The organism is Priestia sp. Y58 (assembly GCF_029522095.1).
In the GTDB taxonomy this organism is placed as follows: Bacteria; Bacillota; Bacilli; order Bacillales; family Bacillaceae_H; genus Priestia; species Priestia megaterium_E.
Genome location: NZ_JAKWFL010000003.1, coordinates 204,365 through 228,132, shown reverse-complemented (window position 1 = coordinate 228,132; position 23,768 = coordinate 204,365). Strand labels below are relative to the sequence as shown.

Genomic DNA, 23,768 nt, shown 5'->3' with positions numbered 1-23,768 from the left:
ATAACGTCAAAAGGCATGGAGAACAATGATGTTCTTCATGCCTTTTTAGACGAAGTAACTTGCAGAAAGATAGGATGCCAAATCTCAAATGGAAAATATCCCGACTTATAGCTGCCGCTTGTACCCATAGTTGCAATTTTTATTTTTCTGTATCCTTTTTTCCATAAAAAGGTGCCTGCAAACACCTCAATTTCTTCTATTTTCTTTTTTCTAATAATCGTTGTTTTTCGTGTTAAAAACTGCGATCGAATACTGACAAATACATCGTTCATCATTAAGCCGCCTTGACGATAGCCGCCCCAGTGAATAAGTACGTATACAAGGCATAGCACAGCAATAATCCACACAAACATGGATTTCCAAAAGCTGATGCCAATCCCTGCCGCGGCAAATAACAAGACCGGTACTAGTAATGGATACCACGCATATTGAATTGCTGTATTTCTTGGACACTTTATATATTCATAGTGCGGCACATATACCTTCATTAACGCTGCAATCTTTTTTTGCTGGATAAACGGGTGCAAATAGACCTTTTCTTTTAAATCAGAGGTTACGACGTTTAACGAAACGGAAGACCATCCAAATAAGCGTCGAACCAACCCTTCCTCTATCGTAACAGCCTGTATTTTATGAAAAGGAATCGTAAGGGATTTCTTATTTAACAGTCCGTATTTAATATGTAGATAATGATCGTAGCGTTCTACGGTAAAACCACCAAATCGTATCACATATAAAACGATAGACAGCAAATAAGCAAGCACCACAATTACAGCCACTAATACAAATAAACCAAGCATCGATTGATGAATCACTTCTTCGTAAGCTGTCTTCACCCAGCGGTTGATATACGTATCAATATACTGATAGAGAAAACCAAGAGCAGCAAATATATAGCCAAAATTCCCGGAAAACGCAGCAGCTAACGCCAGCTGTTTCACCGACACTTTCATCGTACGTTCAGGACTTTTTTCTGTTATTTCCGGCTGACTCCCTGACAGCTTTAATGTATCTTTAAGATGGTGCGCTTCTTTTAGTGAAATACCAGATAAATCAATTTCAGCATCCGTACCGCTGCTGGCCGTGTCAATACGAAGCCGGGCTAAGCGAAGAATTCTAAAAATAAACGGCTGATCTAACTGAATCGATTGGATGCGATTTCGTTGAATAAATCGTTTTTCTTTTTTAAAAATCCCTTTATACAGACGCACTTCCGTTTCCGTTACTTCATAACGAAATTCCTTCCAAGTAAAAAAAGCAAATAAAGCGACTACGCCTCCCGCTAATAGCGTTGCCCACCAATATGTAAACAACAGGTGCCGATTGACGATAAATACAAACACAAAAGGCAGGATATTATTTTTTATATGTTCAATAAATGCTATTGCAATATATAACGGATGCAGCCGCTTACTCATCTTCATCATCTACCTCTGCTAGTCTAGCAATATATTCTCGCAGTGCTTCAGCATCTCTTTGTACAAGTGCAGGAATTTCAACGCTTCCAGCTGCTGTGATGATTTTAACAGATGCCAAGTCAAATTTTCGAAAAATTGGCCCTGTCAACGTTTCAACGTGCTGCACTTTCACAAGCGGAATTTTCGTATGATACCAGATGAATAGCCCTCTTTGTACATCAATTTGAGTATCTGTGACTTCATATGAATATACATTCATATATACATTTGGAGCTATAATTGTATATATGATAAAGCTCACGACTAATAGTCCAGCTGATATCCATCCAATAATTGACCACCAATCAAAAAAATGAACGAGTAGAAAATAACCCGCTGTTGCAAGAAGCCACAGGCTATGCGTAAAAATGGATTGCCAGCGCATTGCTTTTTTAGCTTCGAGGGGCAATTTGCCCTTTAAATGTTCAAACTCCATAAAAACTCCTTTCTCTACCTTTTTTACTATTTCTATTACTATATTACGTTAAAAAAGGAAAAAAGTTTCATAGTTTGCTATTTTCTTATTATTTTTTGATAAAAAACAAACAAGGCTGCCTATTTCGAGGCAGCCTTGTTTATTATCGATAAACGCCGTCTTTCTCTCCGTGTACAACAGCTGCTCTTTCAACTGCTTCAGATACTGCTTCATGTACAGCTAGATTAAGAGGATGAGGAACTAAATCGCCTGGACGCGTTGAATTCGCAATGGCTTCAGCTGCAGCTACCAGCATCGTATGCGTAATATCGCGCACCCCCGCATTTAACACTCCTCTGAAAATACCTGGGAAGCCAAGTACATTATTCACTGACCTTCCGTCAGTAGCGTAAATAGCTCCTGCTTCAAGAGCATCTTCAGGTTCAATTTCTGGCTTTGGATTAGAAAGTGCTAGAATGATTTGGCCTTTTCGGATCCATTCTTTTTGTATTAAGCCAGGTACACCTGTTGTCGCAATAACAATATCGCAGTTCTCCATAAGCTCTTCTAATGAATCCGCTACTTTTCCACCGTAGCTGACTAAGCGCTCATTCGCTTCAGGAGACTTATCAGCTCCTATCACCTGTTTGACACCGTAAGCCATGAACATTCTGCAAGTAGCGATGCCGGCAGCTCCTAAGCCAATCTGCCCTACTTTAGCTTCTTTCAAATTCACACCTGTGCTGCGGCAAGCTGAAATAGCTGCTGCTAGTGTCACCACCGCTGTTCCGTGCTGATCATCATGCATAACTGGAATATCGAGCTCTTCTTTTAAACGTTCTTCAATTTCAAAGCAGTGAGGCGACCCTATATCTTCTAGTAAAATACCGCCAAATCCCGGTGAAATATTTTTAACCGTTTGAATGATTTCTTCCGGCTCATTTACATTCAATAAAATAGGGATAGCGTTTACATTGGCAAGTTGATCAAATAACGCAGCTTTTCCTTCCATAACGGGCATTCCTGCAACGGGACCAATATTTCCTAATCCTAGTATAGCGGTACCATCTGTTACAATCGCAACCGTGTTTCCAATGCTCGTGTAAATTTTAGCTTTATCAGGCTGTTCTTGAATAGCACGGCAAACGTTTGCTACACCCGGTGTATATACTCTTCTTAAGTCAGCGATCGACTCAATTTTCATTTTGCTTTTCATTTGAATTTTACCGCCTTCATGCGCATGAAGAACTTCATCTGATACTGTATGTAAAGTAATGCCTTCTAAACTGCGAACCGCTTCAAGCAATTCCTCAAGCTGGTCTTCACTTTCTACTTGAACCGTAATGCTTCTCATGGTGTAATTATGTCCTACTTTAACGGTTTCAACCTCCCCAATATCTCCTCCAACATTTCCAATAGCTGTCGCTACTCTTCCTAAGTTTCCCGGTACGGTCGGTGTTTGTACCATTAATGTGCGTATTAAATTGTTCATCATATCCCCATATCCCCCTTGTCCTAATCCTGCAAGTACGTATGCTTACTAAACGAAACGTTTAAAACAGTCAAATTCCCTATAAGTTCATGTTATCTACTTATCTTACAAGTAGATCTATACGTACTGTCTTTTCCATTAAAAGAAAAAGCAAAAGATAACGCTTTCAAACAGACGTTTCGCTTTGATTATAAGCAAAGTTTTTAGAATAATCAAGCGATGACATTGTGAAAATTCATAAATTATTAAGAAGGAATTTGTTCTTCACAAACAGAAAAGACTTATATAGAGAAGAAACAAAGGAGTGAATCAATTGAAATCAATTTGTGTGTTTGCAGGATCAAGCGCTGGAATAAAAACAGAATATAAAGAGGCCGCCGTCTCGCTAGGGCGCTACATGGCCCAAAAAAACTACCGGCTGATTTACGGAGGCTCACGAATGGGCCTGATGGGAGAAGTCGCAAATGAAATGCTTCAGCATGGAGGCGAAGTCATCGGCATTATGCCCCGCGGTTTGTTTAGCGGTGAAATTGTTCATACCGCGCTGACAGAACTCATCGAAGTAGAGAGCATGCATGAGCGAAAGGCAACTATGCACGAGTTAGCTGATGGTTATATTGCGCTTCCTGGAGGTTTCGGGACATTTGAAGAGTTGTTTGAAGCTCTTTGCTGGGCTCAAATTGGTATACATAAAAAACCAGTAGGGCTATTAAATGTGAACGGCTACTACAACCCGCTTATGCAAATGGTTCAGCATGCCGTAGATGAAGGGTTTTCTACGGATTCTGCTATTCGTCTCATCAACATTTCTGATACTCCCGAGCAGCTTATCTCTTCAATGGACACTTACACGTCCCCTTCAGAGGACCAAAAATGGAACACTGAACGCTAAAAAGCAAGCGCATAATTTGCGCTCGCTTTTCAAGCGTTATCAAAAGCAATTTCATATTTTTTTACGCCAAAAACAAAAGGGCTGTCTATTGGCTTTAAAGACTGATTCTCAACTTTTAAAAACTCGCCTTTCTCTAGTAACTTAGTAAAAGCAATTTTCCCTTCCATTCTTGCAAGCGGTGCCCCTAAGCAAAAATGGATGCCAAACCCAAAGCTCACGTGAGGATTTGTTTTACGATGCACGACAAAAGTGTCAGGACGTTCAAACTTAGCTGAATCTCTATTTGCACTTGCTGCCCAGCTAATTACCTGCTGCCCTTTTTTAATCTTACACTCTCCAAGTTCTACATCTTCAGCAGCTATGCGTCCAATCGCTTGAATAGGAGGATAATAGCGAAGCGTTTCTTCCACCAGGTTCGGCACTAGCGATATGTCTTGACGAACTTCATTCTGCACGTCTACGTCTTCTGTCATATACCGGACTCCGTTCGTAATTAAGTTTGTGGTTGTTTCATTGCCTGCTACTAGTAATAAAATACAAAATCCCAGTACTTCCCCTTCTGTTAATTTCTCGCCGTCAATTTCTGCTTCTAAAAGCAGCGAAATGAGATCTTCTTGTTTATTTTGCTGACGCTCAGCGATAATTTCTTTAAAATACCCTTGTAAAAAAAGCATGCCTTCATTACGCTTTTGCATCATTTTTGCAAAAGCTTCGTCTGAATTATTTTCAGCACCGCTCACTAAATCATCAGAGTACTTTTTAAACAGTGCTCGATCTTGTATAGGTACCCCTAGCAGCTCTGCTATTACAATAATCGGGAGTGGTCCAGCAAAGTCTTCTACTATATCAAACTGTTTTTTACTGCTCACTTCATTTAATAAATAATCTGCAATCTCTTCAATATGACCCTCTAAGTGCTGAATAGCTCTTGGCGTAAACGCTTTGTTTACTAAGTTTCGTAACTTTGTATGTTTTGGAGGGTCCATCATTAAAATACTTTCTTGGCCCTCTTCCATTGCTCGTTTGGACGAAAAAAGCGATGGTTTTTTTAAAATATATTTTACTGTTTCATAATCAAATACATCCCAGCAGTTTCGGCTTTTATCGTAACGAATAGGTGCCTCCTGACGAAGACTATTATAAATATCAAATGGATAAAGCTGCTGTTCAACGGATTGGATTTCTTGCATAGGAATCAAATTAGCATAGCGATTTTCTCTTTTTACTGCTTTTGAATTCATCTCTTATTCCTTCTTTCGTTTAAAAGTGACCTCGTTAAGTTTTTTAATCTTCTACAGATGAAAAGAATTTTTTTCCATATTTATATCTTTTGATCAGACTATCACAAGGTTTTTTCACTTTCAACGGACATAATAAGAAAATTTTGTCAATTATACAGAAGACTTATTTTATTTAAGGTCTAAATCAGTGATTTTTTTACATTTTTCCAGTTCGTTTATCTTATTTCATAATAATTACATAGATGGTTACACTACAAATAAGTACGCAAGAAAGTAGGGATCTCATGTGATAGATGCCCTTATCTGGGGTGGTGTCTCAGGCTCAGCTGTATTAATTGGAGCTATTATAGCTATTTTTGTACCTTTAAAAAAACAGTTGACCGCTTATATTATGGCTTTTGGCACGGGCGTTTTGTTAGGAGCTGCTGCTTACGAGCTCATTCAAGATTCGGTAAAAGAAGCGGGAATCATTGCTTCTTCTTTAGGCTTTTTAACAGGCGCAGCTCTTTTTACTCTTCTTGACATCTCTTTAGCTAAAAAAGGCGCTCACAAAAGAAAACGTTCGGACCACCTTGTCCCAGCTAGCTCGGGACTAGCCATTTTTATTGGTACCATTATGGATGCTATACCTGAGTCACTGATGATTGGCGCAAGTTTGATTGAACAGCACCACGTTAGCTGGCTGCTTGTTGTTTCTATTTTTATCAGCAATATACCCGAAGGAATCTCCGGGACAAGCGGACTACTTAAAAGCCAATATAAGCAAAAGAAAATTTTTTCATTATGGCTTTCTGTCTTCTTTATATCGGCTCTTTGTTCTTGGATTGGATATCTATTTCTTCAAAATGCTACCCCAAACATGATGGGTTTTATTGCCTCATTCGCCGGGGGTGGAATTGTGTCAATGGTTGCTTCTACGATGTTGCCGGAAGCTTTTGAAGAAGGTGGCCCTGTTATTGGTTTTATTGCTTCATTAGGGTTATTAACTTCTATTATTTTGGATTATCTGTCTTTTTAATGAATAAACTTATATTTTGTATGAAACAAAATATATAGGTCTTTCGTCTTTACAAGTAGATATAAACAAAAGGAGTTACCATTATGAAAAATATATATGCTTCTCTTACACTTTGCACAGTGCTCACTTGCCTATCAGGGTGTGCTTATGCACCTCATAATAATCTATCTGCCGAAAGAGTCTCTGCTTCTTCTATTCAACATACTTCTTCTTCAAAACATGAGGCTTCAGTAGAGGAAATTACAAATAAGCTTCCGGGACACGTTTATTTAAAAGGTATAGCCTTTCAAGATACGCAAAAACCTTATTACTTAGCAATTAATTACGCTGCAATAGATAATCAGCATACGTTTGAAAAAAGCTGGACGTCTGTTAAAACCAAACGCATACTTTTACATAACGCAACCACCTTACTTTCTGCCATACAAAATGTTGACAGCGTTCACTTTACTATTAATACGACTGTTCCTCAGACAATCACGATTACTCGAAAAGAGTTAACCGACTTCTACGGAATAGATCTTCGGAATTATAATGACGTGAAACAAGTATGGAAAGAAAAATTCGAAGGACAGCAAGAAAAAATCGAGGAATTTTATGATGCACATCCAATTACGGAAATGCAGTAAAAGCGGCCCATGGCCGCTTTTTAAAGTTGTTTTTTCATAAACACCTGCTCAAGTTTGATTCCTTCATCTGTATATAAATCTTGAAAACCAAATGTTTTTAACATTTTCACGAGTAAGCTATTTCCTTTCTCAGGTACATTATATGTATTGTAAGCAATTGGTCCATACATATTAAAAATGGTTGCTAATAAAAAGCCCAGAACGTCCTCTGAATTTGAGATATGTTCCTTAACGCTTCCTTGATAAAAAGTAACGGAATTCACGATGCCTATGGAAGAAAAATTCTTTTGAAATAACAAATAGCCAACTTCTTCGTTTTTTTCATTCAACGCAATAAACGATTCTCCATCATGAATACAGTCAAATTGATTTTTCCACGGAACGTCGTATGTATAAAAGGGTAGGTTTCGAATATCTTTTGCAAGCCTTCGCTTTAACGAATACGTAAGCTGATTCTTCTTTTTAAGTAGAGAAGCGTGAAAACTACCTCTATGCTTTAGAAATAAAAGCGTATCTACAATCTCATATCCGTATTTTTGATAAAGGTGAATGGCTTTTTCATTCACTTTAAATGCTTCCAGACTGGCTTCCACTACTCCTTGCTGCTGGTATCTCTCAAGTGTAGCTTTTAGTAAGGCTTCTCCAATTCCCATTTTTCGGTAAGGTAAGGCTACGCTTGTACCTCCATTCCAAGCATGTTTTTTTCCCTTGACCTTTTTTATTCCATTTAACATAATTCCAGCTGGTGTATTATTATAAAAAGCCATAAAAGAATGGTCGACAGATAGCTGATCGAAACCAAATCTACAAGTGAATTGATCTAGTGACAGCTCAATCGGAAGATAATAATCTTCAAAACCTTTATTGAATGCTTGTAATGCATCAGAAAAAGAACACTGACTTAAAGGCTTAATTATAATCACGGGACATTCCTTCCTTTTGTAAAAAGATAATAAGCTAGAAAATCATTACAAGAAAACATCATCAATAACCTTCTGAATTTTTGTGGTTTTTAAAAGAAAAGAAAGAGACATACCGCTTAAACACCCTGTCTCTTCCTTTCTTTTAACAGTCTATTCTATTGTCTTTTAACCTCTACATCTGACGCTTTCACAAACGCATAGCGGTGATTAAAATAAATTTGATAATATTCGTCTTTTCCAATAATCATTTTGTGATCGTTTGGATTTGTTGTAAAAGTGGGTGCATAGTAATAGTCACTCCTTACTTTTTCTATCCCCACGTACACCTGCTCCGGGGAGATCGTGTACTGAAGCGGGACCATGTCTTTAACCGGTATATTAGAAGGATAGGCTGAAGCTTCAGGAAAAGCTCCTCCGTATACTTGAATGCTTTCTTTTCCTGCTTTTGGCGTTAATAATATGCCTGTACCTTTACTTGTATTTTTATTATGCGGATTATAAAACCAGGCTTTTTGCCCTCCGTACCAAATCGCTGTCCATTCTCCTTTTGTCTCAGCTACTGCATACGTTTGGCCAGTTACAGCTTTGCTTCCCCAGTCTAACGTTTGTTTCGTTCCCGGCCCTGAAGCTGCAGGCTCATTCAGTAGCGGTGAATCATTGCTGGGAGCTTGATGCAAATACACAAAGTTGGCCGGCTGCTTTGGTGCATCTGATACCTCCGGCTGATTGTTTTGAAAGACTGGATTAATCGTAACGGCTAGTTTGTTTGTGTGCTGGCGCTCAACCGGGCTTCCTACCAAATCCATATAGTGTCCCCAATCCCAAAACGGCCCGGGATCTGAATGCATACCTGATTGAGCCTTAGGAGACAAACCTGGCACCTCGTCATGACCAATAATGTGGGCTCGGTCTAACGGAATATTATATTCTTTGGCAAGGTGGCGTACGAGTCTTGCCGAAGAACGGTACATTTCTTCTGTAAACCACGTAGATCCTTCAAGGGCGAATCCTTCATGTTCGATTCCAATACTGTGCGTATTAAAATACCAGTTTCCTGCATGCCATGCTACGTCTTTGTTATGGATCATCTGTGCGATGTGACCATCCCTTGAACGGATTACATAGTTTGCAGCGGCTCTATTAGGGTTAGCAAACAAATCAATCGTTCCATCATAACTTACTTCTGTATCATGAATAACAATATAGCGAACATCTGATTTTTGGCGATTTGCAATATCATAGTTTCCGTAATCTGAAGGACTTTCGCTGAATTTTCCGTAAAAAGCAGGGATGTATTCACATTTTAAAGATGCGGGACAGTCTGCTTTATTCGTATTGGAATTTTCAGTGCGAGGAATCGATATATCTATGTTTTGAGGAGAAATTTTAAGATGCTGTCCGTCTGACGTTGTATGCTCTGCTCCTTTTTCCAACGTTTCATATACATCATTGGCAAATACTTGAGCGTTTTCTTTATCCTGAGAAGAACTGTAAGCTGCGACTGCTTCGTACCATTTTTGATCAGTGGACGGTACATTTCCATTTTTATCTTTTGCGATAAAAGCTAGCACAGCAGCGCCACCGCGAATATTTTGCACAGGATCTTTTTTTAATCTTTCTTTATCTGAGTTAAGCAGCTTAGCAGCTAAGGAGAGCGTTTGCTGTTTGTCATATGCTGGTTTTGAAGGTGCAGCTCCGTTTCCTTTTCCATCTTCTAAAGAAGGGATGTCTGTTAAATGCATAAGACCGTATCCTCCAGCCGCACTAGGTTCTCCGTTATGATTTTCCCAACGCGACTTGTTGTAGGAAATTGCCTTTAAAAGCGAAGCTGGCACACCAAATTCTTTAGATGCTTGTGCAAATGCTAGCTCCAAAGAATCTGACTGATTCTCTGCAGCCAAAGCGACTACAGGCTTTTGCAGCGTATGAAGGGGCATATAAGCTGTACATATGACACCAGCCGTAATCATGGCTACCCCCATCTTATTTAGTTTTAATCTTTTTTTTAGTTTCAAACGTATTCCTCCCCCGTAAAGTATGTAAATGAGGTCAATAAAGACATAATATGACTTTACCTCATTCTCAACCATTTCGTCTTCTTTCTTTCTATTCCCTTGAGACAATAGTCTAGAAGATTCGACAGAGTTACTAGGAGGAAAGATGTGGTACGAGGAAAAAATCATAAAAATCATCCCTCTTCTTTAAAGCTGCGCTCTCAAAAATGGTTGAGTACAAAGGCGGTCCATTCATCCCTTTTGCTGCCTTTTTAATAAAGTAGCAATATTGTAGATAATGACATTCCTTCTATAATTCAACTATTACTAAACCAAATTTCTTAATTTACCAGTTTTTTAACAGACTGTACGTCCGACATTTTAGTAACTTTTCACCATAGTTAACCATGGAAAAGGTTGCTATTATTAAAGACAAGAGAATGTTTACATATGATTGAACGCAGCAAGAACTGCTCTTGAAAGGAGATACCTTATGAGAGGACACAGCATTCCAGCAATTAAGTTGAATGAAGAAGAAAAAGAAAAATTAGAGGAACTTATTGAACACTATAATTTAAAACGAACGTCTCTCATTCGAAAATTTATTATGGATGGAAAAGTTAAGCCTCCTTTAATCGGCAAAGAAGCAGGTGTGGAACTATTGGTTAACCTGCGAAAAATTGAGTCTGAACTAAGCCGGCTAAGCAATAATATGCATCAAATTGCAAAGTACTTACATAAACCAAAAGATAAGCAAAACCATTCACAGAACCTTGAAGAAATCCTATTAGAAATGATGAAAAAACAAAAACATGTACAAGAAGATGTAGAGACTATTTCAGAGCAGCTTAGCGATCATTTATACGTTAAATAGAGAAAAAACGCTCTTTTCATTTCAGAAAAGAGCGTTTTTTATAAAGAAGTAGGGATTTAAATGCTTTTTTTCATCCCGCACTTTGCGCATGTACGGATAAAAATAAAGTCTTTTACTAAGCTTTTAAATTTCACATGTCCACAGTTATCGCATCTGCCTGCAACTTTATCCGGAAACTCCTCATATACATATACTTTTGTTAAATCAATCGCTTCTTGTTGCTCTTCCATTTCCATCACACCTTTATGCATCTTTACGATTCAGCTCTTTATATTCTATCAAAAATAAGTAAAATTACTAGGGTGAAAGCTTCAAAAAACAAGCAGGTTTTTTCACTATTTTTTTATCCGTTCAGCTTTGTACCACCATTTTTCTCTATCTAAAAATGCTTTTACATTCAGGATTTTTTTATCCCGAAGTGTAATGATGGCTGCTGCAGCTCCTTCTTTGGAAAAGGTTACCGCTGTTTCTAACTTTTCTTTCGTCACAAATACTTTTAATGTTTCCATATTCTCTTTTGTTAATTCCGCAGTTGTGATGGTTTCTCCTTCAATGATTGTATCTTTTTTTTCAATAAAATGTTCTCCATCAATCACCCAGGCTGCACGCGTTTCACCATAAACTTGAAAGAGGGTATTCTTTTTTAAATAACCTGTTCTCTCTGACATATTTGCATCCTTATATGTCTCCGTATCCTCAGTTGTTTTGATCCATAAAGGTTTATATAAAAAAGTAGGCTTTGGACAACCTTCCTCGTCAGAATCTCCCAAAGGATTTGTAGATTTAGGCTCCAAGTTTAAAAACTGTGCAACCCCTTTTGCATATGCCACCCCCATATCTTTTAGAAATTGAGGATTTTTCAAGAGCTTTGCATCATGTTCTGTATCAATAAACCCAATTTCAGTTAGTACAGACGGCATATATGAACGCCTTAACACACTATGATTAGCCAATTTCCTGCCTCGGTTAGAGTGATTGTATTTAGTGAGAACAAATTTCACATGATCGTGAATATCGTTTCGTAACACAATGGTTTGGTTATTTATATTTTTGCTATAAATAAAATCTTCATATCCCGTTTCGCCACCTGAGTTTATATGAATAGATAAGTATACATCAGCACCCCACGCATTGGCTTTGTTGACCCGTTCATTTAATGACAAAAACACATCGGTTGTACGCGTTGTACAAAGAGAAAATCCTTGATAGTGAGTAGAAAGAAAAGAGATGATGTACTGTTGAACAGCTAACACTAAGTCTTTTTCATATAGCCCGCTGGCGACAGCCCCTAGATCTGCCCCTCCGTGACCTGCATCTAAATAAATTTTTTTCATATAACCTGTCTCCTCCTTATCCGTAGCATATGCACGAATAAGCGAAGATGTTTGTTATACAAAACTACTTTTATGTATAAAGCTTTTTGCTATCGCTCATTTAGAAGTCTTTACAACTGATTTACCATAGCTGGTAACATCAAAATATGTATTTGATCCATCGTCTTCATTGATCACAACATCTAAGTCATGAAAATAACGATGAAGTTCTTTTAACAGTGCTTGATCTTTCGTCTGCTCTAGCTGTCCAGCGAGCTTCTCCATATGCTGAAAGTCTTTCTTTAAAACAGAATCTTTTACTTCAATCGTGCCAATCGTATTTTTAATGGCTGTCGCTTCTTCTTGTACGGCAGGCCAGTCTGGGTGCTCAATGGCACTCCACCCCGTCAAATCATTTAGTACGTCATGATGTTCAGCTATAAAATCTTTTGCCTGCTGATCACTGCTTTCCAGCTTATCAACTTTTTGTTGATTCACTTCAATGGCACTTGCCTTTATACTTTGCTGTGATAAAAAAGGAATTTTTCCGTTTTGGTACAATATCCATCCTGTCGCTCCTCCCCCGACTAAAAGAACGGATAAAGATATCGAAATGATCATACGCTTTTTCTTACTTTTACGTCTTTTTTCCATTTTACTCCTTTCCGGGTATTCAAAACCCTTTAGGCCTTATGAACTGAAACGAATAACCTACAAAAAGAATTTTACCATATTTTTAATATTAAAAATATTAAAAAAGAGACTCCTTCGAGTCTCTTTGAATCCACTTCAATTAACTTTCACCTGTGTGTAGCGATTTTTAGGAACATTCAACTGCAAGTTACTTCTTAACGTACTCCCTTCATATTCTGTACGATACAGGCCTCTTTCTTGCAGTATCGGTACAACGTGTTCAACAAAGTCATCTAAGCCATGGGGAACGCTTGAATGAATAATAAAGCCGTCAGCTCCTTTTTCTTCAAACCACTGTTCCATCAAATTAGCGATATGCTCTGGCGTCCCAATAAATTGTGTTTTAGGTGTAGCAATTCGCAGCGCTGCTTCTCGCAGTGTCCACTTATATTTTTTAGCATTTTCTTTAATTTTGTCTGTTGTACTGCGGAAACTATTACTTCCTATATCTCCTAAGTCAGGAAATGCCTCATCTAATGGAAACTGTGAAAAATCAAAATGATCGAAGAAGCGTCCTAAGTAGTTTAGCGCATGTTCAATTGTCACCAATTGAGAAAGTTCTTCATATTTTCTTTCGGCTTCTTCGTTTGTACTACCAATTATAGGACCAATTCCCGGGAAAATTAAAAGTTCGTTTTCCTCTCGTCCTTGTGCCAAGGCTCTTGATTTTACATCTTGGTAAAAAGCTTTTGCTTCTTCTAAATTGTCTTGTCCCGTAAACACTGCGTCAGCCGTTTTCGCTGCTAGATCTTTGCCGCTTTCAGAAGAACCTGCTTGAAACACTACGGGCTGCCCCTGAACTGAGCGGCCAATGTTTAACGGGCCTTCTACAGAAAAAAATTCGCCTTTGTGATGCAATCGGTGCAGCTTTTTCTCCTCAAAAAATTGTCCGGTTTCTTTATTTCGAATAAAAGCATCATCTTCCCAAGAATCCCATAATCCCTTTGTTACTTCTAGAAACTCTTCAGCTATTCTATAGCGTTTGTCATGAGTGGGGTGCTCTTTTCCATAGTTAAGCGCAGATCCTTCTAATGGAGATGTGACAACATTCCATCCCGCTCGGCCGCTGCTAATATGATCAAGTGAAGCAAATTGTCTCGCCACCGTAAACGGTTCGCTATACGAAGTCGATAGAGTGCCGACTAAACCAATATGAGAAGTGACAGAAGCAAGTGCTGATAGAATAGTAAGAGGTTCAAAACGATTCAAAAAATGCGGAAGCGATTTTTCATTAATATATAACCCATCTGCAATGAACACTAAATCAAATTTTCCTTCTTCCGCTTTTTGAGCCTGCTGCTTGTAAAAATCGAAATTAACGCTGGCATCTGACAAAATTTCAGGGTGTCTCCACGCCCCCATATTTCCTCCGACTCCATGAATAATAGCCCCTAGCTTTAATTGTCTTTGATGTGTCATATTACCATTCTCCTTTTTCATATCCATTCATAAATTCTCGTAATTGATTAGTTAAACCGCCTGCTCCAAAGCGAAGGACTCCTTCTTTTTCTGTCTTTCTTTCATTTCCTTCTTGTGCAAATTGTAAAAAAGCGATAACGTGAACTCTTCTAGGGTGAATATTTTCAATTCCTTCGTCATAAAACCATTGATCAATTGTATTGTAAATCCCTTTATTGACTTTGAATTGACTGTGGCACCAATTAAAAAACTGGAGATCAGGCAGATTTAAATATCTCGCTTGCCCTAGCTTGGAAGCTGTAGCTTCACTAGATACATAGCCCATATGTTGAAATCTTTGCTTAGCTTGCAGCGTATCCGCTTTAATTTGATGCTTTAAAAACTCAATAGAAGGGAACTTTTTCTCTCCTCGCACCCGAAAGATTACGTCGCATTGAACTGTCTCTCCATAAATAACGTCATTAAAATCCAAAATATGAACCTCAAATGTTTTAGATAGTTCCGATCCAAATGTCGGCTTAACCCCTACATTCATAACTCCTCTATGTTCAAGTCCCCGCAGATGAACGAGGACACCATACACGCCATTTTTTAATTCCTCATGATGAGTATCTATATTAGCTGTTGGAAACCCTAAGTATCTTCCTTGCTGCCTTCCAGGTACAACCTGGCCTTTTATAATAAGTTTTTTGCTTGTTTTAGCTTTTAATGCTCCTCTATTCACTACGTTCACCCTTCTTCCCTTAAGTCTAGTAAAAAATAAAAGGTTCTTTGCACAATGTCACACATTGTGCAAAGAACCTCTAGTGATCTAGTCGGTCTGTTTAATTTGATGATTTTATCATATATTTATTATTCCTATGAGTCAAGTTGGTTTTTAATTAAAATATTAGATTGTTTTTTCATAAATATAAGAGTAAGGAGAATGCGTTGGGTTAATACGCTTGAAAAATTGCTTTGTTCGATCTTCTTTTGGGTTTAAAAATATGTCTTCAGGACGACCTTGTTCGACAATCTTTCCTCCGTCCATAAACACCACGTGATTAGAAACTTCACGGGCAAAACTCATTTCGTGCGTCACAATGATCATCGTAATTCCTTCTTGAGCAATTTTACGAATAACAGACAGTACTTCACCCACCAGTTCAGGGTCCAAAGCAGACGTCGGCTCATCAAATAAAATAACTTCAGGATTTAAAGCAAGCGCTCTAGCAATGCCCACTCGCTGCTGTTGACCTCCTGATAACTGACTTGGATAAGCATTTGCTTTTTCAGCAAGCCCAACTTTTTCAAGGACGTCTAAACTGCGTTGTTTCGCTTCTTCCTTTGGCAGCTTTTGAACAATAACTAGCCCCTCCATAATATTTTCAATAACGGTTTTGTGTTTGAACAAGTTGTATTGCTGAAAAACCATCGTTGTTTTTTGTCGAAGAGTTAAAATGTCTTTGCGATTTGGCTTTTGGCACTGAACCGTAAATTGATCAATCGAAACTTCTCCTTCATCTGCTTTTTCTAAGAAATTAATGCAGCGTAAAAACGTAGTCTTTCCAGAACCACTCGGTCCTAAAATGGTCACAACGTCGCCTTTTTTAACAAGTAAATCAATACCGTCCAATACTGTGTTATGACCAAATGTTTTTTTTATATTTGTTAGTGTAATCATACAACCCCTCCTCGATTATAAACAGTTAATTTACGTTCAAGCAGCGCTGTTATTCCTTCTATTAACATCGTCAGCATCCAATAAATAAGAGCAGCAGCAATATAGGCTTCTAAAAACTTGAGATTATTCGAAGCTACGATATTAGCAGCACCGTTTAGCTCTTTTTGCGATACGATGAATGCGATAGAAGACGTATGCAAAAAGCCGATGAAGATATTACATAAATTCGGTAAAGACAAAGCAAACGCCTGTGGAAAAACAATTCGTTTCATCGATTGAAAACGATTCATCCCAATAGCATACGCAGCCTCAATTTGTCCTTTTTCTACAGCTAACAAACCAGAGCGAATAATCTCTGACATATAAGCTCCCGCTGTAAAAGACAAAGCAATTAATACAAATACGACAATAGGAATGCTGTTTGCATTGAAGCCCCATCCATAGTAACTCGATAGTTTATTAATAAATAGCGGGAACCCTAGGTAAATAACCATAATATGAAGAATAGCAGGCGTTCCTCGGAAAAATGATACGTATACGTTGGCAATTGGCGTTATTATTTTTACTGAATTGATTCTCACAGCCGCAACGGCAATACCAATAAGCAACCCGCCTAGTAACGGACCGATGGTAATAAGGAGCGTTAAAGGTAATGCCTTTAAAATTTCTACAAATGCTGTCCATATAAACGGTACGTCAATAATCATGTTTACACCTCTTTTAGTAAGCTCGTTTTATACATGAACAGGCTGATCATGTTTTTGCAGCTTCTGTTCTGATTTCACAAAAAATTTCTCTAATATAATCGCCACAAAATAATAAATAATGGCAAGTGCGATATATACCTCCACTGCATGAGCCGTTGCAGCGATAATGGTATCTCCTCTTCCCATCATATCCATCACACCAATGGTAAAGGCTAAAGACGTATCTTTTAAGGACCCAATCACAAGATTTCCAAAGTTAGGAAAGGCTACAACGAGAGCTTGCGGCAGCACAATTCGAGTGAACGTTTGTTTTCCGGTCATTCCTATACTATAAGCTGCTTCAGTTTGCCCTTTATCTACACTATTAATGGCACCGCGCATCATTTCAGAAAAAGACGCCGCCGTGCTCAGTGAATACGTGATAATAACGAATACGAGCGGAGCCATTCTTGAAACGTCAATATGAATCAATTGTAAAAGGGCAGGTATCCCGTAAAAAACTAAAAATAATTGAATTAAAATAGGCGTTCCCCTCATAAAAGAAATATAAACTGCTGCTATTTGACTTAACACCGGTACTTTATAAATACGAGGCAGGGCAATAAACAATCCCAAAGTACTGCCAATCACAAGTGAAGCAATCAAAATCCAAATTGTAATATGCAAATAAGATAATAATTGAGGAATAGAGGTGAAAATCAGCTCTATATCAAATGCTTTTCCCATCTTTTTCTCTCCTTTTTTTCCCTCTACAGGTAGCGAAAGGACCCAAGTTCAAGGCTTGGGTCACAGTAAGTGCTTTAGTTATTTCCAGCTGCTTTTGTATAATCTTCTCCTAGCCATTTTTTACTTAATTTTGTCAATGTTCCGTCTTCTTTTATTTCTTTTAGCGCTTTATCAACATCTTTTTGTAAACCTGTTTCATTTTTTCGAAGCATAAAATATACTTTTGAATTTGAAATAGCAGGTCCTACAACTTTTTGCTCTGCGTCCGCTTGCTTATTGACAAAGTCAACTGCAAACGGCGTACTAATTGTAGCGTCCGCACGTCCTGTTTTTAGCTGCGTTTTTGTATCATCAGATCCTTGACCTGAATAAACGATATCAATTTTATTTCCATGTTCTTTGTTATACTTATCGATTAAGTTAGCAGAGTTACTCGTTGCTCCTACAATTACCTTTTTACCGCTCAAATCTTTGATTGATTTAATTGACGTATTTTTTTCATTTACAACTACATGTAGCGGAAAGATATTATAAGGTTCTTTATTAAAAAGGAACTTTTGTTTTCTTTCTTCATTCACTTCCATCTGATGGGCTACTAAATCAATTTTGTTGGATTCCAAGCTCAAAAGTAAATTAGAAAAATCCATGGTTTTGAATTCAAACTTATAGTTTGGAAGACGTTTGTCTATTTCTTTAACAAGCTCTACGTCATACCCCGTTAGATTTCCTTTATCGTCAAGAAAGCAAATGTTGGGAAATTGCGTACCCGTTCCTACAATAATTTTTTGCACTTTATCTTTGCTTGCGTTAGCTGCTGTTTCTTTATTGGGTGTTCCGCAAGCGGCTAATAATAAAAGAAGTGATAAAAAGATAGCTGTCAGCTGTAGTTTTTTCATGTGTTTGGTCCCTCACTATGTCTCAAAATAATTTATTGTTTTAACGAATGAATAAAATGGATGTTGCAGCTATTTAACGATTGGTGAATAGTCTTCAATCAACTTTTCTATTTGTTCATAATCTTTTTCAATAACTCCTTTAAACTGCCCCTTATCTCCAATTTCAACGACCGGTACATGACGAATACCGTATTTAATTTCAAGTAAATCTCGCAAATAATCTTTTCCTTCTACATCGATACTTTCATATTGATAGCCTTTTTCATGAAAATATGCTTTTAGTTCTTCGCAATGATGACAACCTTTTCGATTCCATAATAAAATTTTTACTGACATGGTTTCTCCTCTTTTCTTTTAAATTATTAATTAGCTTGTTGTAACTCCTTGTGTTTTTCTAACTCATATCTTTCGGGATGCAAGATCTTTCTTAAGAATACGCCTTTTCCTTCTTCTCCTTGATCGACTTCAAAAAAGCGTTCATACCCTTTTCTTTCATACATAGGAATCAACCATGGATGTCGATCAGAAGTAGCTAATGTAACAGCAGGAGCCCCCAGTTGATCTCGAATAACCGTTTCTTCAACCCACGTTAAGAGTTTAGAACCTACTCCTTTCTTTTTAACCAAAGGATCTACCGCAAACCACCATAAGAAAGGCCAGTTCGTTATTTCTTTATACGTTCTTGCTGTAATTGTAGCTACTATTTTTCCATTAATTTCTATAATGTAGCAGCGGCTGTTTTGAATGTTTTCTTTTACAAGTTGAATCGTTGCCGTCGCAGCAGGAAATTTAATTCCTAGCTTTCGAATCGGCTCGTATGCTCGAAGCGTTAAATTCAACAGTTCTTCAGCATCTTCTACGGTTGCTAATCGAAATAATTCACTCATTTTCTTCACCTCATTTTATAAATGTTTGAAGAGATAGATTCCCTTTGTAAATCAGCTCATCCACCGCTTCCTTTAAACGACTTTTGGCATTCATATTGTTGATGCCTGCAAAAGACACGTATTCATGCAGCAGAAAAAGACTGCTGAGCCAGTAAGGTCTACCTAAAAAAGACGCTAAAAGTTTTAAATCATACTTAGCTTTTAGTAAAGAATTCACATTTTCACCAATAAGAATTGGCAGAAGTATTTTTTTATACAATAAATCTTCCGGCAATATTTTTGTTAGCCGTTCAAAAGATTCTACGTATGTTTCATTTACTCCCGATAACAGAACGACAATACTTTTAGCTTGGTTCACTTTTGAAATGAATACCTTTACTTCTTTCTGAGCTTCCTCCGTTAAAGCGTGTACATCATGATACGAGATAGCTTCTGCGTGCACTCCTTTTGAGGTTAAGCAAGCTTCTAGCTCATCTTTCACTGAGGCTATTTGTTGATAATTATGGGAGCTTCCGTTATATAAAATACATACATCGCTCACTTTTTTCCCCTCCTTTTTACAGCAAAAAGGCTCCTGGAGTTTCCTCAGGAGCCTTTGGTAGACCAATCAGCTTTAACTGTTTCTTTGATAAAACCGGAGAATAAAGTGAAGTGTCTTTGAAACATACTCACTCAATTCTTATTTATCCAAGTTGTTTTATCGGCTTTTCTGTTTGATGATTCAACTATATAGCCTCAAAATGGCAAAGTCAACTTATTTTTCAAAAAATATTTTTCTTTCAAAAAACTCTTTTCATCTGGAAAATCCTTTGCTAAAATTAATCCCAATTATTCTTACCTTTTTTATCAACTTTAAGGAGTGTTTTCAGTGAAATTAAGTATTTTAGATCAAAGCCCACGTTATGAAGGTGAACGTGCTGAAGATGCATTTCAGCATACCATTCAATTAGCTCAGCTAGCAGAAGAACTTGGTTACCATCGTTTTTGGGTAGCGGAGCATCATGACTCTGAACATGTTGTAGGATCATCACCCGAAGTGTTAATTTCTCACCTGCTCGCTAAAACGCATCATATTCGTATTGGTTCAGGAGGTGTTATGCTTCAGCACTACAGCCCTTATAAAGTAGCAGAAAATTTTAACGTTTTAGCCTCATTATCTCCAAATCGCATCGATCTTGGAATCGGCAGAGCACCAGGAGGACTACCTCATTCTACTCAAGCCTTGCAACAAAACTCTCAGCCCACTAAGTCCTTAACAGACAAACTGATAGAACTTAAACAATACCTAAACGATACGCTGCCGGAAGATCACCCTCTTTACGGTTTAAAAGCCTATCCAAGGCCCCAAAAAGCAGCAGATATGTTTTTACTGGGAGCAAGTGCTTCAAGCGCAGAGCTTGCGGCATCTCTAAACCTTCCTTATGTATTTGCTCAATTCATTAATGGTGATCAAAAAGTACTGGAAGAAGCGATTTCTGTCTATAATCAGCACGTTTCATCCCATGCACGCTCGCTTGTCGTTGCGCTTTCCGTCATCGTAGCGGATACCGTAGAAGAAGCAAAAGCATTAGCATCCAGCACAAAAATATTTAAAGTACATTTACAAAATGGGAAGTCCGCTACATTAGGCTCCAAAGAAAAAGCAGAAGAATTTGGTCAGCAGTCCAAAGAAAGCTATCGAATTGAAGAAAAAGAAGCAAACGTCATATACGGTACAAAAGAAACCGTTCGTCAAAAGCTCCAAGCGTTGAAACGGGAATTTTCTATTGATGAATTTATCATACTTACTGCTATTCAAAATTTCGAACAAAAAAAGCGATCTTACACGCTCTTAAAAGAAGCATTCAATGAAGGAGATGTGCAGAAAACTAATCACACTCTAGCTGCTTACTAATTCAGAAGCTCAGACAAAAGTATTTTAGTAGAAGTAAAAAACGCACTAATAATCAAAATTACCGATTATTAGTGCGTTTTTTTTATTGATAAGAAGAACGTACCTTTCATGTGTTTAGTTGCTTCTGGCTGGTGATTGGAGGGCAAAGCGAAGTCTTGCACGGAAATCACCAGCGGTGTAACAAGTCATCCATACTAGATCATTTATCCCATTTGTTCGTCTGTAGATTCGAGTGATTTAGTTATGCCTCAATTTCTTTGTTTTATCTACTTCCGAGGAGTTCAAACAAAGTATACACATACCTCTCATTTTTTCAAAAAATCATTAAATTGAATCAAACGTTTTTTTATAGTACCATATGAAGATATGAGTCTAGTAGAAGAAGGGAATTTAAAAATATGCCTTACAAAATGATTGTTTTAGATTTGGATGATACACTGTTATGCGATGATCACACTATTTCTCCGCGCACAAAAGAAGCATTAATGAAGGCGCAAGAATCGGGAGTGAAAGTTGTACTTGCTTCCGGACGACCAACTTACGGAATGGTTCACATTGCGAAAGAGCTAGAATTAGAAAAGTACGGAAGCTTTATTTTATCGTTTAATGGGGCAAAAATCATTAATTGCCTAACAAATGAAGAGCTATTTAGCAGCACATTATCGCCGAGAACCGTTGCACGTCTCGACGATATTAGCCGCGAAGAAGGCGTTTTAATTCATACGTACGTGGGAAATGAAATTATAACCGAAGTAGAAAATAAATTTACGGATATTGAAAGTGACATTACAGGTCTGCCGATCCGTGTTGTTTCATCTTTTACTGATGCCGTTACAGAACCTGTTGTAAAAGTACTCATGCTTGCAGAACCGGAAATGCTGGTTCACGTTGAAAAGAAACTTCAAAAGCAGCTTCAAGGAGAGCTAAGCGTAATGCGCTCTAAACCATACTTCCTTGAATTTACAGAAGAAGGCGTCACAAAAGGGACAAGTCTCCACTTATTAATTCAACAGCTTGGCATTACACGCGATGAAGTGATTGCCATTGGCGACAGTTATAATGATCTTGCCATGATTGAATTTGCTGGCCTTGGCGTAGCAATGGGAAATGCTCCTGAAGATATTAAAGAAAAAGCCAACCACGTAACAGATACAAACATGAATGACGGTGTGGCAAAAGTTGTGGAAGAATTTATCTTAAAACCTGTTAGCATTTCATAAGACAAAAAAGCAGCTCGTACGAACCGAGCTGCTTTTTTGTTTTGATTTTATACTCCTAACAGTTTCATAAGAAGCGTCGCTAAAATAACAGTGGAAGCGCCTCCAAGTCTTGTTGCTACTTGAGCAAATGGCATAAGTGACATACGGTTGGAAGCTGATAAAATCGCTACGTCTCCCGTACCTCCTAAACCGCTGTGACAGCCGGTTACAATAGCAGCATCTACAGGGTGCATTTTCATCATTTTACCTACAAAATAACCCGTTGCTACCATAGCAATAACAACTGCAGCACATACGACTACATAACCTGGTGTAACAATTTTCACTACATCTTCAAGAGGAATATACAAAATTCCTAGCCCTACCATTAACGGCCATGTTAAGCTCGTAGAAATGAATTTGTACATATGATAAGCACCTTGCTCCATTTTAGCAGGCATTACTTGTAAACATTTGACTAGCGTTGCCGCTACGATCATTAAAACTGGACCTGGAATTCCTAAAAACTTATGTGCTAAGCCTCCGAAAATAAAGAAACTACATGCAATTAAAAGACCTGCGCCCATTAACGAAAAATCTACTGGTTTCTTGATATTTGTATCTTCTGAGATGCCATCTCCGCCTTTTGTCTTCACAAGAACTCCATTACCTGTTAATTCTGGCTTTTTCTCTCCTAGACGTTTCATTAAGCCAGCACATACGATAGCAACGATGTTTCCGATAACAGCAGCTGGAATCATTTGCGACACAAAAGATTCTGCTGAACTACCTAAAATTTGAGAATAAGCAAGTGAAAGCGGTAAAATACCTTCACCAATCCCTCCTCCAATAATTGGTACAACAATATAGAAAAATGTATGTTTTGCTCCGTAGCCAAATAACATCCCAACAGCTACGCCTGCAGCTACAGCAGCTAGCGTACCTAATACAAGCGGTACGAACATACGTGTAAAGCCTTGAATTAAAACTTTGCGGTTCATACCAAGAATACTTCCGGCTACTAAACAAGAAATATAAAGATATAAAAAGTTTGATGTCTTCATCAAAGTTGTTACCGCTTCCATAGATGCGGGATTTAAAACATTATAAAAAACTAATACGGAAGGTACAAGCAGTGATAAAATAGCTGGTCCGCCAATATCTTTTAAAATCGGAATTTTTAATCCTAAATCACCAAGCAGCATTCCCATTACCATAATAATCGCAAATCCGCCAATCATATCTGGAGGAAGCTCGTTGTAAACGGCCGCACCATATACAATTAATGCAAGTAAAACGTATAGCGGCAGAGGAATAACTCCTACTTTAATATTGTTGATTCGGTTCCAAAAACCCTTATTTTCAGGCTGTGAATCTTGAGTAAACGTTTCCAATTTACGTGCTGTATTCATCTCATAACCCCCTGTGGTTCTAAT

The 23,768-nt window shown here is 37.9% G+C and carries 25 protein-coding genes; 6 read left to right on the top strand and 19 right to left on the bottom strand.

The features are described from left to right. Positions 1–35: 35 nt before the first annotated feature. The 3 genes from MMB68_RS11175 to MMB68_RS11165 form a co-directional block, all read right to left on the bottom strand. On the bottom strand, positions 36–1,418 hold the full coding sequence (locus MMB68_RS11175) for a PH domain-containing protein (protein ID WP_260506600.1): 1,383 nt from the start codon (positions 1,416–1,418) through the stop codon (positions 36–38). Continuing rightward, the gene (locus MMB68_RS11170; protein WP_013056785.1) at positions 1,411–1,893 is read right to left on the bottom strand and encodes a PH domain-containing protein; all 483 of its coding nucleotides are present in this window, start codon (positions 1,891–1,893) and stop codon (positions 1,411–1,413) included. The genes MMB68_RS11175 and MMB68_RS11170 overlap by 8 nt, the downstream gene beginning before the upstream one ends. A gap of 142 nt (positions 1,894–2,035) precedes the next feature. Continuing rightward, positions 2,036–3,367 carry an NAD-dependent malic enzyme gene (locus tag MMB68_RS11165; protein WP_014460373.1) on the bottom strand — a complete coding sequence of 444 codons (1,332 nt, stop codon included), beginning with the start codon at positions 3,365–3,367 and terminating at the stop codon, positions 2,036–2,038. A gap of 310 nt (positions 3,368–3,677) precedes the next feature. Here MMB68_RS11165 and MMB68_RS11160 point away from each other — a divergent pair, with 310 nt between their 5' ends. After that, the gene (locus MMB68_RS11160; protein ID WP_029321425.1) at positions 3,678–4,256 is read left to right on the top strand and encodes an LOG family protein; all 579 of its coding nucleotides are present in this window, start codon (positions 3,678–3,680) and stop codon (positions 4,254–4,256) included. A 29-nt stretch (positions 4,257–4,285) separates the two neighbouring features. On the opposite strand, the gene MMB68_RS11155 is transcribed toward MMB68_RS11160, so the two are convergent. Further along, the gene (locus tag MMB68_RS11155; RefSeq protein WP_221782842.1) at positions 4,286–5,497 is read right to left on the bottom strand and encodes a cytochrome P450; all 1,212 of its coding nucleotides are present in this window, start codon (positions 5,495–5,497) and stop codon (positions 4,286–4,288) included. A gap of 286 nt (positions 5,498–5,783) precedes the next feature. Here MMB68_RS11155 and MMB68_RS11150 point away from each other — a divergent pair, with 286 nt between their 5' ends. Continuing rightward, positions 5,784–6,515 carry a ZIP family metal transporter gene (locus MMB68_RS11150; protein WP_221782840.1) on the top strand — a complete coding sequence of 244 codons (732 nt, stop codon included), beginning with the start codon at positions 5,784–5,786 and terminating at the stop codon, positions 6,513–6,515. Between the two features lie 83 nt (positions 6,516–6,598). Then, the gene (locus MMB68_RS11145; protein ID WP_221782838.1) at positions 6,599–7,144 is read left to right on the top strand and encodes a DUF4825 domain-containing protein; all 546 of its coding nucleotides are present in this window, start codon (positions 6,599–6,601) and stop codon (positions 7,142–7,144) included. Between the two features lie 20 nt (positions 7,145–7,164). Here the strand turns inward: MMB68_RS11145 and MMB68_RS11140 are convergent, their stop codons facing one another. Together MMB68_RS11140 and MMB68_RS11135 are read right to left on the bottom strand one after the other, a co-directional pair. Beyond that, on the bottom strand, positions 7,165–8,067 hold the full coding sequence (locus MMB68_RS11140; protein WP_221782836.1) for a GNAT family N-acetyltransferase: 903 nt from the start codon (positions 8,065–8,067) through the stop codon (positions 7,165–7,167). 155 nt (positions 8,068–8,222) lie between these two features. Next, a complete protein-coding gene (locus MMB68_RS11135) occupies positions 8,223–10,082 on the bottom strand; it encodes an N-acetylmuramoyl-L-alanine amidase (protein ID WP_221782834.1) in 1,860 nt (619 codons plus the stop codon). A gap of 472 nt (positions 10,083–10,554) precedes the next feature. Between MMB68_RS11135 and MMB68_RS11130 the strand changes: the two genes are divergently transcribed. Continuing rightward, positions 10,555–10,935, top strand: a complete 381-nt coding sequence (locus MMB68_RS11130; RefSeq protein ID WP_013056777.1) for a plasmid mobilization protein — start codon at positions 10,555–10,557, stop codon at positions 10,933–10,935. A gap of 56 nt (positions 10,936–10,991) precedes the next feature. Here the strand turns inward: MMB68_RS11130 and MMB68_RS11125 are convergent, their stop codons facing one another. The 12 genes from MMB68_RS11125 to MMB68_RS11070 all read right to left on the bottom strand — a co-directional run bounded on the left by MMB68_RS11125 (position 10,992) and on the right by MMB68_RS11070 (position 19,780). After that, positions 10,992–11,171 (bottom strand): DUF8096 family protein, encoded by a 180-nt coding sequence (locus MMB68_RS11125; RefSeq protein WP_025752091.1) that lies wholly within the window; start codon positions 11,169–11,171, stop codon positions 10,992–10,994. A gap of 99 nt (positions 11,172–11,270) precedes the next feature. Further along, positions 11,271–12,269 carry an N-acetylmuramoyl-L-alanine amidase family protein gene (locus MMB68_RS11120; RefSeq protein WP_221782832.1) on the bottom strand — a complete coding sequence of 333 codons (999 nt, stop codon included), beginning with the start codon at positions 12,267–12,269 and terminating at the stop codon, positions 11,271–11,273. A 96-nt stretch (positions 12,270–12,365) separates the two neighbouring features. Then, positions 12,366–12,902 carry a hypothetical protein gene (locus MMB68_RS11115; RefSeq protein ID WP_221782831.1) on the bottom strand — a complete coding sequence of 179 codons (537 nt, stop codon included), beginning with the start codon at positions 12,900–12,902 and terminating at the stop codon, positions 12,366–12,368. Between the two features lie 135 nt (positions 12,903–13,037). Further along, on the bottom strand, positions 13,038–14,360 hold the full coding sequence (locus MMB68_RS11110) for an LLM class flavin-dependent oxidoreductase (RefSeq protein WP_221782829.1): 1,323 nt from the start codon (positions 14,358–14,360) through the stop codon (positions 13,038–13,040). A gap of 1 nt (position 14,361) precedes the next feature. After that, positions 14,362–15,084 (bottom strand): riboflavin kinase, encoded by a 723-nt coding sequence (locus MMB68_RS11105; protein WP_221782827.1) that lies wholly within the window; start codon positions 15,082–15,084, stop codon positions 14,362–14,364. Positions 15,085–15,249: 165 nt separating this feature from the next. Next, positions 15,250–16,023, bottom strand: coding sequence for an amino acid ABC transporter ATP-binding protein (locus tag MMB68_RS11100; protein ID WP_221782825.1), 774 nt, complete (start codon positions 16,021–16,023; stop codon positions 15,250–15,252). Continuing rightward, on the bottom strand, positions 16,020–16,730 hold the full coding sequence (locus MMB68_RS11095) for an amino acid ABC transporter permease (protein WP_013056770.1): 711 nt from the start codon (positions 16,728–16,730) through the stop codon (positions 16,020–16,022). The genes MMB68_RS11100 and MMB68_RS11095 overlap by 4 nt, the downstream gene beginning before the upstream one ends. A gap of 27 nt (positions 16,731–16,757) precedes the next feature. Then, on the bottom strand, positions 16,758–17,456 hold the full coding sequence (locus MMB68_RS11090) for an amino acid ABC transporter permease (RefSeq protein ID WP_013056769.1): 699 nt from the start codon (positions 17,454–17,456) through the stop codon (positions 16,758–16,760). A 74-nt stretch (positions 17,457–17,530) separates the two neighbouring features. Continuing rightward, positions 17,531–18,352, bottom strand: coding sequence for an amino acid ABC transporter substrate-binding protein (locus tag MMB68_RS11085; RefSeq protein WP_115653713.1), 822 nt, complete (start codon positions 18,350–18,352; stop codon positions 17,531–17,533). 69 nt (positions 18,353–18,421) lie between these two features. Next, on the bottom strand, positions 18,422–18,688 hold the full coding sequence (locus MMB68_RS11080; RefSeq protein ID WP_115653712.1) for a glutaredoxin family protein: 267 nt from the start codon (positions 18,686–18,688) through the stop codon (positions 18,422–18,424). Between the two features lie 26 nt (positions 18,689–18,714). Then, positions 18,715–19,239 carry a GNAT family N-acetyltransferase gene (locus MMB68_RS11075; protein ID WP_221782823.1) on the bottom strand — a complete coding sequence of 175 codons (525 nt, stop codon included), beginning with the start codon at positions 19,237–19,239 and terminating at the stop codon, positions 18,715–18,717. Positions 19,240–19,249: 10 nt separating this feature from the next. Next, on the bottom strand, positions 19,250–19,780 hold the full coding sequence (locus MMB68_RS11070) for a hypothetical protein (protein WP_221782821.1): 531 nt from the start codon (positions 19,778–19,780) through the stop codon (positions 19,250–19,252). Between the two features lie 327 nt (positions 19,781–20,107). Here MMB68_RS11070 and MMB68_RS11065 point away from each other — a divergent pair, with 327 nt between their 5' ends. Together MMB68_RS11065 and MMB68_RS11060 are read left to right on the top strand one after the other, a co-directional pair. Continuing rightward, positions 20,108–21,133 carry an LLM class flavin-dependent oxidoreductase gene (locus MMB68_RS11065; RefSeq protein ID WP_221782820.1) on the top strand — a complete coding sequence of 342 codons (1,026 nt, stop codon included), beginning with the start codon at positions 20,108–20,110 and terminating at the stop codon, positions 21,131–21,133. Positions 21,134–21,531: 398 nt separating this feature from the next. Then, positions 21,532–22,353, top strand: coding sequence for a Cof-type HAD-IIB family hydrolase (locus MMB68_RS11060; protein ID WP_221782818.1), 822 nt, complete (start codon positions 21,532–21,534; stop codon positions 22,351–22,353). A 47-nt stretch (positions 22,354–22,400) separates the two neighbouring features. Here the strand turns inward: MMB68_RS11060 and MMB68_RS11055 are convergent, their stop codons facing one another. After that, a complete protein-coding gene (locus tag MMB68_RS11055; protein WP_013082898.1) occupies positions 22,401–23,744 on the bottom strand; it encodes a 2-hydroxycarboxylate transporter family protein in 1,344 nt (447 codons plus the stop codon). Positions 23,745–23,768: the final 24 nt, after the last annotated feature.